Here is a 14,691-nt window from a genome sequence, read left to right as displayed (position 1 = left end):
GTGGTGGGCCGATGAAGCTCTGGCATAAAATATTTATCGGCACGCTGCTGCTGGTTATGCTGGCGGTGGACGGCACGTCTTTTTTGCTGCTGTCTCAGAGCCAAAACATGCTGTTTCAACAGGAACAGAAGCGGGCGGCGTCCGAACACAGCCTGGTGGCCGCCGCCGTGCAAAACACCGTGACAGTGACCCGCCTGCAGCAGAATAAAACCCTGCTGAGCGAGGAGGATACCTATGCCGTCGTGGAAAAAGTGCTGGACTCCCAGAAAAAGCGAGGCGCCGGCGTGTCCCTCTACCGGGCCGGCAAACGCATATCCACCACCGGCGTGATGGAAGAAGCCCAGGAGCTGGACGTGGTAAAAGCTGTGACAGCGGAAGCTCCTCAGCTGAAATTTATTACCCAGGATGCCCGGAGCTGTTTGCTGGTCGGCTCTCAGATCTCCATGGAAAAGGTGGACTATATCCTGGTCACCATGACGGACGCAACGGATCTGTCGGTTCTCCGCCGCGAACAGCTGCGGTATGTGCGCACGCTGAGTCTGGTGCTGTCTCTGGTGGTGGCCGGCCTGCTGCTGGTGATGGTCTGGTGGCTGATGCGCCCGCTGCAAAAGGTGAATTACGCTATGCGCCGTATTGCCCAGGGGGATTATCAGAAACGGCTCCAAATCGCCGGCCACAGCGAACTCGCCGAGCTGGCCCGCAACGTCAATCGAATGGCCGATTCCATTGAAACCAACGTCGACAGCCTGGAACAGGTGGCGGATAATCAGAAAACCTTTATCGCCAATTTGGCGCATGAGATGAAGACGCCGCTGACCTCCATCCTGGGCTTTGCCGATATTCTGCGCGTCAAAAAGGTCGTGACGGAAGCCGAACGGCGCGAGTACGCCGGTGTCATCGTCGAGGAAACCAAACGACTGCGCTCTCTTTCCGGCAAGTTGATGGAACTGATTACGGTAGGGAACACCCAGTTGGATTTTCAGCGGATATCCCTGCCTGATCTCGTTCGGGAGGTGGAGATTTCCCTCCAGCCTTCCCTCGCCCTGCGGGAAATGAATCTGCGCTGCGTGGTTCCCGACGTGGAGGTGCGTGTAGATAAAGAGCTGTTCAAATCGCTGCTGTACAATTTGGCGGATAACGCGATGAAAGCCTCGAAGGCGGGGCAGACGGTGGAGTTTTTAGGCGGGCTTGCGCCGGATGGCCATCTGGTTTTGATTGTGTCCGACTCCGGGATGGGAATTCCGCAGAAAGAGATCGCCAAAATCGTACAGCCTTTTTATATGCTGGATAAAGTGCGATCTAGAAAAGCAGGGGGAGCGGGCCTCGGCCTCGCCCTGTGTGTAGAGATTGCCCGGCTGCACGGGATACGGCTGACCATTGAAAGCGAATTGGGAAAAGGCACGCAGGTTTATCTCACATTTGACGGGGAGGCGGAAGCATGAGCAGCGGAAAACGAAAAAAGCGCATACGGAAAGACTGGCTGCTGATGAGCTGGCTGGCCGCCGCCGCGGTGGCGCTGGGGCTGTTTCTGGCTCTTGGGATGAACGCCCTGCTTCCCACCTATGAGAATAAGGTGCTGCCTTTGGAAAAGGAATTGCTTGCGCCCGCCCCGGTTTACGAGGCCATAGAAGAAACCCTGACGCTGTACCCGTGGAATCTGTACGACGCCGCTCGGGTGTCCAGCCTGTCCGAGTCGGATAAGGCGGCTTTGGGCGTACGTCTTTGGCAGATATTCGATTGGCTGTACATCTGCCTGTCCGAAGACCAAAATAAGGCGCAAATCCTAACCGCCGTAGAAGATACCAGCCAGCCAGCGGCTGCTATGAAAAAAGGACGGGATGAAAACGATCGGCCGCTCTATTATTTGGCGAATTATCGCCTGGAAACGGCAGATGAAAAGGGCGTGCGTTCGGCTGTCTGGGTGGATTGCGTTTTTGACTATCGGATGGAACTGGTTTATTTTCACTGTCGGACAGAACCGTCCGATACAGCCTATGATCGGTTTACGATTCAGCAGGGCGGCTGGGATCTGCGGCAGGCCCTATCCGACGGGGAGGCGGAAGGGTTGCCGGTTTGGCAGCAGCTCAAGAATATACAAAGCAACGGCTGGCTTCCCTCCTCCTTTACAGAGAACGATTTATATGCGGCCAATGCTCTGACGACGGACAGCGAACTGCTGCTGGTCTGCACCTCCAAGGCCAATGACGGCCAGCTGATATTGATGCTGGATCCGCTCCGTTTTTCAATGACCGGCTTCAGCTTACAACAAAAAGACTTTGTGGTAGAAGTTGATTAAATTGGCTCCTTTTAAAGGCTTTTATGCAGGAGCGGTACCGGGCGACGGGTAGCCAGTCGGTCAGCATGCTGTCGAGTAAACAGGAAGTTCGTTGAAGAGTTGAGGGAGACGGAGAAAACCGGAGGAAAAACGAGATTATGCAAGCGAAATGAACAACAATAGCTCTCAAATGCGGAAGAATCACATTTTTTTCGAGAAAATGCGAAAATATCTTGACATTTCCTGCATTGTTCTCTATATTGTTATTGTTGTTCACATTCCGGAATCCCACCCGGCAGAACCGGGCGGGATTTTTTCGCGTGAACATGCATCTGGCACATCGCATAAGCGGTATCCACGCAGCGCCGCAGTCTCCGCCGATCGGCGAGATTGTGAAAAACCCTTTGCGGAGGGCGTTGTCAAGGATACAGCGGTTTCCGATGGCTGGTTCAGGCCGGCTCAGGAAATTCTATTACCGCAAAGGGGGATGCATTGTCATGGAAAACACCAATATTATCCAACTCAAAGACATTGCGATGTCGTTCGATGGGGAACGGGTGCTGAGCCGTTTGAATCTCAGCATCTCGGATGGAGAGTTTGTCACCCTGCTGGGCCCTTCCGGTTGCGGGAAGACAACCACGCTGCGGATTATCGGCGGCTTCATCACACCGGACAGCGGCGATGTCTTTTTTGAAGGCAAACGTATCAATCAGCTGCCGCCGCACAAACGGGCCGTCAATACCATTTTTCAGCGGTATGCCCTGTTTCCGCATCTGAACGTCTACGAAAATGTCGCCTTCGGCATGCGGGTGCAGAAGAAGAGCAACGCCGAAATCAAAGACACCGTGGCCCGGATGCTTAAGCTGGTCAATCTGGTCGGCTTTGAGAAGCGGGGCGTGCAGACCTTATCCGGCGGGCAGCAGCAGCGGGTGGCTATCGCCCGGGCGCTGGCTAACCATCCGAAGGTCCTGCTGCTCGATGAGCCGCTGGCCGCGCTGGACCTCAAGCTGCGCAAGGATATGCAGGTGGAACTGAAAAATATTCAGAAAAGCCTAGGGATCACCTTTATCTATGTGACCCACGATCAGGAGGAAGCCCTGTCCATGTCGGATACCGTCGTGGTCATGGACGGCGGCGAAATTCAGCAAATCGGCACCCCGCAGGATATTTATAACGAACCGAAAAACGCCTTTGTGGCGGATTTCATCGGTGAAAGCAATATTTTGGACGGCGTGATGCATGAGGACTATTTGGTGGAGTTTTTCGGCCGGAAGTTCAAGTGCCTGGACGCCGGCTTTGCGCAGAAGGAGCCGGTGGACGTGGTGATCCGTCCAGAGGATATCGATATCGTGGAGCCGGACAAGGGACACCTTATTGGTACCGTGACCGGCGTGACCTTTAAGGGCGTTCATTACGAAACCATCGTCGATTTCAAGGGCTTCAAGTGGCTGATCCAAACCACGGACTACTATGCTCCCGATACCGTTATCGGTATTGTCCTCAACCCGGAGGATATCCATATCATGAAGAAGTCCGCCTATTCCGGCATGTTCGGCGACTACAGCTCCTATTCGGAGGAGTTTGAGGAAATGGCCGACCCCGAGGCGGATCTGGTGCACGAGGAAAGCGAGGAGGATAACGGATGAAAAACACCCGCTGCGCTGCAGCGCCCTTCGCGGTGTGGATGGTGTTGTTCACCGTCGTTCCCCTGGGCATTGTGGCCTGGTTCGCTTTTACCGATGCGCAGGGCTCCTTCACACTGGACAACATCCGTGCCATCGGGGATTATGCCGGCACTTTTCTGGACTCCATCGCCCAGGGGGGACTTGCGACGATTCTGTGTCTTGTCTTGGCCTATCCCCTGGCTTTCAGCATCGCCCGTTCCTCCGAAAGGGTGCAGCAAACTATGGTTTTGATCGTCATGCTGCCCATGTGGATGAATTTTCTGCTGCGCACCCTGGCTTGGATGACGCTCCTGGAGGACAAGGGGCTTATCAATCAGTTCCTCGGCCTTCTCGGCTTGGGGCCTGTCCATATGATCAATACCGACGGAGCGGTGGTCCTGGGCATGGTTTACAACTTTCTGCCCTTTATGGTGCTGCCCCTGTATTCGGTCATGGCTAAAATGGATGACCGCGTGATTGAGGCGGCGCAGGATCTGGGCGCCGGTTTCTGGAACGTATTCCGCCGGGTGGTGCTCCCCATGTCCGTGCCGGGGATCGTGACCGGCATCACCATGGTGTTTGTCCCGGCGGTGAGCACCTTTGTCATCACGAAGCTGCTGGGTGGCGGCAAGAAGATGCTTATCGGCGATGTCATTGAAATGATGTTCGCCGGCAGCGGACGGAATTATAATGTGGGCGCGGCCCTATCCCTGGTGCTGATGGTGCTGATGCTCCTGTGCATGGCACTGATGCACCTGGTCGACAAGGACGACGAGGATTTGGGAGGGATGATGGCATGAAAACACTCTCCCGTATCTACAATACCTTAATTTTTATCTTTCTGTATGCCCCCATCGTGGTGCTCATCGTTTTCTCCTTCAACAATTCCAAGAACCGGGCCGTCTGGCATGGCTTCACCACCAAATGGTATTCCGACCTGTTTCATAACGACCTGATTCTGGATTCCTTGAAGCTGACGCTGCTCGTGGCCTTTCTGGCGGCGATTATCGCCACCGTGATCGGTACGGCCGCCGCTGTGGGCATGTACGGTATGAACGCCAAGCTGCGTAAAACCCTGATGGCGGTCAACAATATTCCTATGGTGAATCCGGAAATTGTCACTGGCATTTCGATGATGCTGATGTTTGTGTTCCTGTTCCGGGCCACCGGCCTGCTGAAACTCGGCTTCGGCACCCTTTTGCTGGCGCATATCACCTTTTGCATCCCCTACGTGGTGCTGCAGGTAATGCCCAAGCTGCGGCAGATGAATAAGCATATGTATGAGGCAGCCCTCGATTTAGGCTGTCATCCACTGTCTGCCTTTTTCAAGGTGGTGCTGCCGGAAATCATGCCCGGCGTCGTCACCGGGGCGCTCATGGCCTTTACCATGTCCCTGGATGACTTTGTTATCAGCCTGTTCAATTCGGGTTCCACGGCGCAGACCCTGTCGGTGACCATCTATTCCATGACGAAAAAGCCGGTTACCCCGGAAATCAATGCGCTGTCTACCCTCATGTTTGGCACGGTGCTGCTGCTCTTATTACTCGTAAATATCCGCCAGATCCGCGATCTGGGGGGTAAAAATAAGAAAAAGGGAGATAGATAAGTGAAAAAAATCGCGATACTGCTGGTGGCCGTGCTGACGGCCGGGATTTTCGCCGGATGCTCTGCGGGCGACACGGACGAGGGCAGCGGTGGCAAAAAGAATGTGACGCTCAACGTCTATAACTGGGGCGAATACATCGACGATGAAGATTTCAACGTCAATGAAAAGTTCACCGAGGAGACCGGTATCAAGGTCAATTACAAGACGTTTGAGAACAATGAATCCATGTACACCATCATCAGCTCGGGCGCAGCGGATTACGACGTCCTGTTTCCCTCGGACTATATGGTGGGCAAGCTGATCAATGAGAATCTGCTGGCCAAACTGGATTTTGCCAACATCCCTAACTATCAGTATATTGACGAAGCGTATAAGAATCTGGATTACGATCCGAACAACGAATATTCCGTTCCGTATACCTGGGGAACGGTAGGTATTTTTTATAATAAAAAGCATGTGGATGAAAAGGATCTGGCCCAGGGCTGGGACATCCTGTGGAACGAGAAATACAAGGACAAAATCTATATGTTTGACAATCCGCGGGACGCCTTCGGTATCGCCCTCATCAAGCTGGGCTATAAAGTGAATACCACCAACAAGGCCGAATGGGAAGCCGCGTATAACGAGCTGCTCAGACAGAAGCCGCTGGTTCAGGGCTATTTCAACGATCAGATTTTCACCAAAATGCCCAACGAGGAAGGCTGGCTGGCCCCTTACTATTCTGGCGACGGCTCCATCATGATGTATGGAGAGGACGGCAATGAAAACATCGGCTATTTTGTGCCAGAACAAGGAACCAACTTTTTCGTGGACGCCATGTGCGTGACTAAGGACACCAAGCATAAGGCGGAGGCGGAGGCCTACATCAATTTCCTCTGCCGCACCGATGTGGCCAAGGCCAATGCGGAATATCTGGGGTATTCCACCCCGCAGACGGAGGCCCGCAAGCAGCTGGATCCGACGGTAGGGGAGAACCCTGTGTTTTATCCGCCTGCTTCCATCATGGAAAAAACGCAAGTGTTCCTGACGCTCCCCGCCGAAACCAATAAGCTGATGGACGACCTCTGGATTAAACTTAAAAGCAAATAACCGGCAAGGCGGCGCTGTGGCGCCGCCTTGTTTTTTGGGGGTTTCTTTTCAATTTTAGCCGGCATGGACATTGAAATTAAAAGGGGTTATTGCTATACTATATTTTGGAAGGAAGACAGCCTTTTCAGGAGAGGTGTGGAAAGCGTGATTTGTTTTCGTTGTGGAAAATCGGTGCCGGAAGGGGGCGTCTGCCCCTATTGCGGGCAGGATTTGTCGGCGGCCAGTCCGGCGACAGAAGCGGCGCCGGCGGATTCGCAGGCGTCCGTGCCGCCGGCACCGCTGCCCGAGAAAAAACGACGCTCTGTCGCTGGTCCTCTTGCGGTAGGGGCGGCGGCGGTGCTGGCCGCGGTGTGCCTGGCTCTTGGCGGAAGAAGGCTGGTGGACGGCTTGCCGTTGGCACCCTTGCTGACGCTCTGCGGCGTGTTTGCTTTGTTTTTCGTGGGGGATCTGCTGGGCCACAAGCAGCTACGTATGGCCCGCAGCGTGGGGCACTGGTGCTTGCTGGCTCTGGTGACCTCGGGGCTGCTGTGCGCCTGTACGGGTGTCGTGCTGTCCCTGGCCGGCGGAAGTTCCCGCCGGATGAACCTGGATTTTGCTTATCGGTATCTGCTGGACGGGCATGGCGAGGTGGCCCGCGAAAAGGCGCAGCTATGCCCCGAGAAGGACAGCGACATGATCACATTGTTGGCGGACGCCATTGATCGGGAGTATTTGACCGCCTATTTTGAAGCGGACAGGCTCCTGCGGGATGGGGAGCTGGACGCCTCCACGGAACCCTTGGTTCAGGAAGTGCGCGCGCTGTCCGCCGATGTCCTCGGCCTGTCGATCGACGCCGCAACCGGCGAAATGACAGGTACGGCGGCGGATTTGCCTCTGGCCAAGGAGGATATGGATCCGACGGCCATGACAGAGGCGAAGCGGCAGGAACGCATGGAGCAGCTGGTACGGGAAATCTGCGATAAGCGGGGCGCCGGCGATGTGATGAGCGAAAAAACGGATGAGCTGTATCGGCTGGACAAGGCCATGACGCTCGGCGATCTCAGCCAATTGGATGCGGCCACGGTGGAAGAGCTGTTGACGCTTTATCCCGATGACGAGGACGTTCTGCTGGTAGCCATCAAATACTATACCCGGCAGGAAAGTTGGGCCAAAGCGCGTCCGCTGGCTCAGAAGCTGGTCAGCCTGAACGGCAGCGAAAACAACCTGGTGGTGTATACAGATTTAATTGCGCAGCAGGTCAAGAGCGGCCAGAGCAGCAGCGATCCCGCACTGGACAGCGAAGCGCAGAAGCTTTTGGAGCAAGCGGAGAAAAAAGAGACGGAAGCCGGCGGCCTCAATACCCAGCTTCCCTCGCAGCAGGACAAATACGATCAGCTGATGAATGAAGCGGACGATCTGCGTAAGCAGGCCTCTCTGCTTGACATCACCCGCGCGGTGAACTACCTGCTCGCAAAAAAACCGATGAGCGGGGACAAGAGCGGCCTGCTGGATTTGCAGATTGCCAAGCTGTACCTGGCGGCGGACGAACGGGACGATGCCAAAGAGTATATCTGGAAGGTCGTGGACAACAGCGGCGTGCTGCGCCAGGATTCCCCAATCCGGGAGCCCTTGCAGGAGGTCGTAGGGGCCTACAACACCATGGAGGCGGGAGAAAGCGATCCGGCCCTGACCATGGCGGTACAGCGGCTGGTGCGCGCCCAAAGCCAGGATGTCGTATCCTCTTCGGGGGAGACGGTCAACGGAACTATGGCGAATTTCGTCACCTCCACGCTGAAATACGACAGGCTGTCGGTTTTGATCGGAAAGATCGATACGAAGAATTACCCCACTGTGCGCGCCTATGTGAACATAAGCGGAGAAAAGGATAGAAAGTTCGGCGCGGCAGACGGGTTCGTGAAGTCGGATTTTGAATTGTTCGATACGCAGTTCCAAATCCAGGATTTCAAGCTGATCCAGGATGAAGAAGCGGCGAAAATTTCGATTGCGCTGCTGATGGATCACAGCGGCAGCATGGAGGGAGCGCCGCTGAAGGACGCCAAGCTGGCAGCGGAAACCTGCGCTGAAAATATGGACGCGGATACCCAGCGCATGGCTTTGGTGCCGTATGACGACAGCGCCTCGGTCGCGGTGTCTCTGACCAATTCCTCGTCTAAATTGGTCAGCGGGATCCGCAATCTGTCGGCGGCGGGCGGCACCAACATTTCTGGAGGCATCCTTACGGCGTTGGGAGAGCTGGACGGTGTCGGCGGGACGCGGGCGATTATCCTGCTGACCGATGGAAAGGATAACAACAGCCAAGAGGAAATGCAGAAGGTGCTGCAAAAAGCCAAGCAGCAGGGCGTCGCGATTTTCACCATAGGTCTGGGCGACGTGAACAAAGCCTATCTGCGTGGTATCGCCCAGAGCACCGGCGGAAAATTTATCGCGGCGGAATCCTCCACGGAACTGGCGGATATTTATCGCCTGCTCCAGCAGTATATCGTCAACAACTACTGCATGGAATACACGATAACGGACAATCCGGAAGCGGATCCCCGGAGCCTGACGGTCGGCATACCGGACTATGCGGTGGACGATGTCAAGGCTTATCGGATTTCCGGAGAGGAAATCCCCGATGAAGACGAAGATACGGGGATTTACCCCGTGTCGGACGGGGATTTGGCCGTATACGCGCTCACGCCCGGCAGCGCGGCCCAAGGCGACATCAGCCAGGGGCTTACCGTCACGGTACGCGGCTCCGGCTTTCAAAAGGGAATGACCGTCAGCGTCGGGAACGTCGCCCTAACCAACGTGAAGGTGAAAAACGCGGGAGAACTTACCGGCAAGCTGCGGGGGAACCTGACGGCCGGTGTTTACGCGGTGAAAGCCCGGTTGCCCGACGGGCGGGCGGATACCCTGTATAAAGGCTTCCGCGTATTCCGCGCCGGCACGGTATCCTCTGTGCAGATGGGCAACCTGTTTATCTTGGCGGATAATATCGGCGTCACCAGCGAAAGCGGCAGCCGCACGCAGCTCACCGCCTCCGGCAATGTCAGCGTCAACGGCTTTCTGTACAGCACGTCCGAGCTGACGATTACTCCCAATGCTCAGCTGGATGACGACGATCTCTCCAAAGCGGGGCGCAAGGCGGTGTACCTCGGCTCAAACGGCTCGGTGGACGGCGAAGGCAAGCTCTACGCCAGCTACGCGCAGGCGGTGAAGACGGCGGAGAGCGGAAACAGCCTGCAGAGCATGGTGGGCCATACCTTTGCGGAGAACATTTTCCAGGGCCGGGATCTGGTGGTCCGCAGCGGGACGTTTTCCATGAGCGTGGGCGAATCCGATACCGATTTCGGCGCTGGCGGCAACGGCCAGGCCATTGCCGACGAATTGCGGGATTACTCGTTGAAATTCCCGGGCTTCACCGAGGTTTCCGCGGCCAAGGTGACCCTGTACGCCGATCGGCTGCAGCTGGATGCCGAGGCGTTGGATTTCGGCGCTATCGAGGACAATCTGGTTTCTGCCCTGACCGGAGGCGTGGCCGGCACCAAGAAGGATCGGGAGGCGCTGGTCAAAACCCTGGGGGGAGAATGGGAGCGCTTTTTTCCCCTGTCGGGATCGTTGTCGGTGGCGCTGGGCGCATCGGACGTGCGTTTCGGCGGCGAGGTCAAGCTCTCGCTTCCGGACGATAAAAAGTTCTTCCTGTTTCCGGTGAAAAAGCTGGGTCTAAAGATAAACTCCTTGGATGAGAATTATGAGTATTGGAACTTCGATGTCAGTATTTTAATGCCCGGCGTGAAGGTGATAAACGGCAGCGACCAGTCGGACAGCAGCATCGACGTGGCGGTAGGGTCGTATTTTTGGTATCCGGACAGCCTGGAAGTGGCAGTGACCATGGATCCGGGCATTCCGATTTTCAAGGTTTTCAATCTCACCAAGGTCGGAGGCGGGATGGCCGGCGCCAGCGGCCTGTTCATTCAGGATGATTCGGTAACCAAAAAGGACGCGACGCTGAAGGTGCTGGCCGAAGCGGATATCAACGTGTTCAAAATGCTCGGCTGGAAGCAAACCGGCGCGGCTCGCAGCATCACCCGCTGGGGGGAACTGGGGAAAATCTCCGACGCGCAGGTGCTGCTGAATTTCAGCGATCTGTCGCTGGATATCCAAGCGGATCTGGAATTGCTGCAGCAAAAAATCGCCTCGGCGGAAATTGGCATCAGCACCAAAAAATTTCTGGTGAAGGCCGGCGTCGGCGCCGAGCTGTCCTGTGCGGGCATCGACATCGGCGGTGAGCTGGAGGCGGAAGTTTCGGTATGCTGGGCCGGGCAGAATCAAGACGGTGTTTCGGCGCTGATCGGCCTGGGCGGCAATGGCCATCTGCGCTGCAGCTGGGCGAATGTGAACTGGGAAAACCGGAAGATCGGCATCGAGTTTACCGCCGATGTCGGTACGTCCAGCGGGACCACCCTCGCGGTAAAGGTGTACTGCAACGATGACTGGGCCCGGGCCTGGTATAACAGCGAAGGTCTCATGCTGTGGGATAAATTCCATTATGAGGATACATTCTGAGGAGAAGGAGGGATGGACGGTATGATAGCATATAAAAATCTCCGGCCCCGAAAAGCGGGCCTAGGCTTCAAGCTGACTTCCCTTTTTCTGACGGCGGTACTCTTTGCCGTTCTGCTGCCGCTGTCGGCGCTGGCCAAGACGAAGGAATATGAAATTCGTCTGAATGAACCCAAGGAGAATTATGTGTTTTCGGTTCTGTGGGACAATACCGATAAGCAGGCGGATGTGGTGATCACCTCCCCGAGCGGGAAGACCTATAACCTGGACAACATGCCGCAGGCCCAGGCCGGTGAGGGGGAGCTTCTGTTTTGGTTTGCGTCGGCGGAGAAAGGAACCTGGAAGGTCAAAATCACCGGCGAAGGGCTGGGAACGGTGACGCTGGATTCCGGCGTGATGCCCGGGCGGATGAACATTGCCTCGTTCACGGCACAGGTAGCGGGCGACAAAGGGACGGCCTCCTGGAATATCCAAGACAGCGAAGAGGACTTGACCCTGGAAATCTGGGCGGCGCCGGATCCCGTCAATTACGGAGGAAAGCGGTTGGCGTCCGTCAGGGGGAAAGTGTCCGGTCAGTGCGAATTCTCCCTGTCCGCTCTGGAGTCCGGAGATTATTATCTGTATCTCAAAGCCATCGGCAGCGGCGGCATTTTCGCCTGCCGCTATGGGGACGGCCCCGTTTCCTGGCGCAGCGCGGATGCTCTGCCGAAGCTGAGCGGCGTGAAGGCACGGATGCTGGACGAGGAGCTGTGGCTTTCCTGGGAGGCAATGAAGGATGCGTCCGGGTATCGCATCCGGGTGTATGATGCGGCCACCGGCGAACTGCTCACGGATGAGAGCGCGGAGAAGAAAGAAACCCAGTGGTTTGGAGAGATACCCGCTTCCGTCAACAAGCTGGCCGTCACCGTGGCGGCCTACCGCTGGGGAAACACCGGTGATTTCGAACGGCATACCGTGACGCGCGGCAATTTCGACGGCGTGACGGTCATGTTCCCGGAGGAAGAACACCTGAATACTAAAACCGTGTATGTCCAGGTGACGTTTACGGGAAGCTATACGGTCAGCGGAGCGCTCAACGACACCATGCTGGTGGAAGGAAGCAGCCAGTCGGGAAACTATCGGGTGGATATGGAGGAAGGAGACAACCGCCTCTCCTTTTATGTGACCGATTCATTGGGGAACATCCGCACCTTCGGCAAGGATGTGCATGTCGATGTGACGGCGCCTCAGCTGTCCGTTCTGCGGGATCTCAACGGGCAGTCCACCTCAGAGAACCACGTGTTTCTAGAGGGACATACCGAGGGAGGCGCCGTGCTGACCTTGAACGGCAAGACGGTGGACACACAAAACGGGTATTTCAGCATCCGCTGCCCCCTGTCCGTGGGAAAAAACCGGCTGGAGCTTTTGGCGACGGACGCCGCCGGGAACCAGTCAAAGTACAGCGCGGTGGTGGAGAGGCCCTGGTTCAGCGGGTCGGTTCTGATTTGGATTTTGTGCATAGTCGCGGGGGCGGCGCTGCTGGCGGTTTACGCTGTGATCTTCATTCGTGCAAGGAGGAAGAAAACATGAAAACGGCCAAGCGGATTTTCTTTATTCTAACGGTTGTGTGCGGCGCGCTTGCCGTGGTGTTTGATATTGTGGCCGTGTGCATGCAGGTGCAGGTGTCGGGTGAAAAGCTCCTGACCATGGATTCGCACTGGGGCTATATACTGGCCGTCAATTATCGCTGGGTGACCCTGGCGGCGGTTATCCTGACCGTCTCGGCGCTCGCTATGCTAACCGCGTACATTTTGTACAGAAGAAAGAGAAAAAAAGACGCACAAATGCCGGAAGGCTGATTTTCCCTTGAAACACCCCGCGGCGCGGGGTGTTTTTCTTCGGGAATCTTGACCGGTTTCCGGTTTGGTTGTATGATGGTAGGGATATGAACAAGGAAGGAACAAGCTTATGCTGACGACATTGAAAAACGGCCGTCTGACTGTGACGGCGGACACCCGGGGCGCGGAGCTCCAAACGATCGATAAAGATGGTGGCCCCTCGTATTTGTGGAGCGGCGATCCCGCCTTTTGGGCATTCCACGCCCCCACGCTGTTTCCCATCATCGGCGCGCTGCGCGGCGGCCGTGCCCTGTCGGCGGGCGGCGAAATCTCCCTGCCCAAGCACGGCTTCTGCCGTACGGCCGAGTTTGCCCTGGAGGACGCCGGCGACACCTTTGTGACCTACCGGCTGACCGACAGCGATGCGACCCGCAAAGGGTATCCCTTTGCCTTCTGCCTGCGGGTGCGCTATACGCTGGAAGGCGACAGCGTAGAAACCCGCTACACAGTGACCAACCGCAGCGAGCAGGATATGCCCTTTTTTATCGGCGGACATCCCGCCTTCCGCGTGCCGCTGTCCGAGGGCGAAACGCTGGAGGATTACCTGGTGGAATTCCCCGAAAAGGAAACGCTGGACTGCCCGCAGGTGGAGCTTGGCAGCGGCCTGATTATGGACACGGTGCGCAACCGGTTTCTCACCGACCGATCTTCCTTTGCTCTTAACCATGTGCTGTTCCGCGGCGACGCCCTGATTTTCGACGATCTCCGTTCCCGCAGCGTCTCCATGCGCTCGGTGAAAAGCGGCCGCGGCGTCCGTCTGGATTTCCCGGATATGCCGTATCTCGCCATTTGGACGCCGGTTGTCGATTCCCACTTTGTCTGCCTGGAGCCCTGGACGGGCATGGGCACGCGGGTCAGCGAGGACGATCGGTTTGAGCACAAGCTGGGCGCTAAGATTTTAAAGCCGGGCGAGGAACAATCGCTGGCGTTTACCATTACGGTGTTTTAAGGCAGGCGATGACAATGGAAACGATACAGGCCGTTCTCTTTGACCTGGACGGCACCCTGGTGGACACCCTGGGCGATTTGGCCGACGCCACCAACGAAGCGCTGCGCCGGCGCGGTTTCCCTGAGTATCCCGAAGAGCAATACCGGCAGATGGTGGGCAACGGCGCCCGCCGTCTAATTGAACGGGCGCTGGGGGAGCGCTGCACGCCGGAGCTGACCGGACAGCTGCTGGCGGATTTCGTGCGCATCTATGACGAGGGCTGTCTGCGCCGTACCGCGCCCTATCCGGGTATCCCCGAGGCCGTGACCGCGCTGAAGGAACGGGGGCTGCGCCTGGCCGTGGTCACCAATAAACCTGAAGAACAGGCAGACAAGATCGTCCGCCATTTTTTCGGCCCCCATGTTTTTACCTGTGTGGTCGGCGGCCGGCCTGGACGGGCCGCCAAACCGGATCCCGCCGCCGCTCTGGAGGTGCTGGCCGCCCTCGGCGTGCCGCCGGCCGCCGCCCTGTTCGTCGGCGACTCCGATGTGGATATGCAAACCGCGCATAACGCCGGCATGCGCAGCGCGGGCGCGGTCTGGGGCTTTCGCGGGGAAGAGGAGCTGCGGCGGGCCGGCGCCGGCATTCTCCTGCGAAAACCGGTAGAAATAGTAAATTGTTGTTGATTATTTTCCCGACATGCCTTA

11 protein-coding genes are annotated in these 14,691 nt (G+C 56.8%); all 11 read left to right on the top strand.

The window, feature by feature from the left end:
* The first annotated feature begins 11 nt into the window (after window positions 1-11).
* The 11 genes from ACSAMM_RS05455 to ACSAMM_RS05405 all read left to right on the top strand — a co-directional run bounded on the left by ACSAMM_RS05455 (window position 12) and on the right by ACSAMM_RS05405 (window position 14,670).
* On the top strand, window positions 12-1,442 hold the full coding sequence (locus tag ACSAMM_RS05455) for a sensor histidine kinase (protein ID WP_457790312.1): 1,431 nt from the start codon (window positions 12-14) through the stop codon (window positions 1,440-1,442).
* Window positions 1,439-2,296, top strand: coding sequence for a hypothetical protein (locus ACSAMM_RS05450; RefSeq protein ID WP_457790310.1), 858 nt, complete (start codon window positions 1,439-1,441; stop codon window positions 2,294-2,296). The genes ACSAMM_RS05455 and ACSAMM_RS05450 overlap by 4 nt, the downstream gene beginning before the upstream one ends.
* Window positions 2,297-2,772: 476 nt before the next feature.
* The gene (gene potA, locus ACSAMM_RS05445) at window positions 2,773-3,921 is read left to right on the top strand and encodes a spermidine/putrescine ABC transporter ATP-binding protein (protein WP_457790308.1); all 1,149 of its coding nucleotides are present in this window, start codon (window positions 2,773-2,775) and stop codon (window positions 3,919-3,921) included.
* Window positions 3,918-4,739 (top strand): ABC transporter permease subunit, encoded by an 822-nt coding sequence (locus ACSAMM_RS05440; protein WP_178724816.1) that lies wholly within the window; start codon window positions 3,918-3,920, stop codon window positions 4,737-4,739. Before potA ends, ACSAMM_RS05440 begins: the two co-directional genes overlap by 4 nt.
* Window positions 4,736-5,545: an ABC transporter permease subunit gene (locus ACSAMM_RS05435; RefSeq protein ID WP_178724814.1), complete on the top strand. Its 810-nt coding sequence runs from the start codon at window positions 4,736-4,738 to the stop codon at window positions 5,543-5,545. Before ACSAMM_RS05440 ends, ACSAMM_RS05435 begins: the two co-directional genes overlap by 4 nt.
* Complete coding sequence (locus tag ACSAMM_RS05430) at window positions 5,546-6,634, top strand: extracellular solute-binding protein (protein ID WP_178724812.1); 1,089 nt, start codon at window positions 5,546-5,548, stop codon at window positions 6,632-6,634.
* Between the two features lie 144 nt (window positions 6,635-6,778).
* The gene (locus tag ACSAMM_RS05425) at window positions 6,779-11,182 is read left to right on the top strand and encodes a VWA domain-containing protein (RefSeq protein WP_457790306.1); all 4,404 of its coding nucleotides are present in this window, start codon (window positions 6,779-6,781) and stop codon (window positions 11,180-11,182) included.
* Between the two features lie 21 nt (window positions 11,183-11,203).
* Entirely contained in the window at window positions 11,204-12,748 is a 1,545-nt protein-coding gene (locus ACSAMM_RS05420; protein ID WP_457790304.1) for a hypothetical protein, read from the top strand.
* Entirely contained in the window at window positions 12,745-13,017 is a 273-nt protein-coding gene (locus ACSAMM_RS05415) for a hypothetical protein (RefSeq protein WP_457790302.1), read from the top strand. The genes ACSAMM_RS05420 and ACSAMM_RS05415 overlap by 4 nt, the downstream gene beginning before the upstream one ends.
* A gap of 109 nt (window positions 13,018-13,126) precedes the next feature.
* Complete coding sequence (locus ACSAMM_RS05410) at window positions 13,127-14,005, top strand: aldose 1-epimerase family protein (protein ID WP_457790300.1); 879 nt, start codon at window positions 13,127-13,129, stop codon at window positions 14,003-14,005.
* Between the two features lie 14 nt (window positions 14,006-14,019).
* Complete coding sequence (locus ACSAMM_RS05405; RefSeq protein ID WP_457790298.1) at window positions 14,020-14,670, top strand: HAD family hydrolase; 651 nt, start codon at window positions 14,020-14,022, stop codon at window positions 14,668-14,670.
* Window positions 14,671-14,691 lie beyond the last annotated feature (21 nt).

The organism is Anaeromassilibacillus sp. SJQ-5, assembly GCF_054108045.1.
This window is presented reverse-complemented; position numbering and strand designations above follow the sequence as displayed.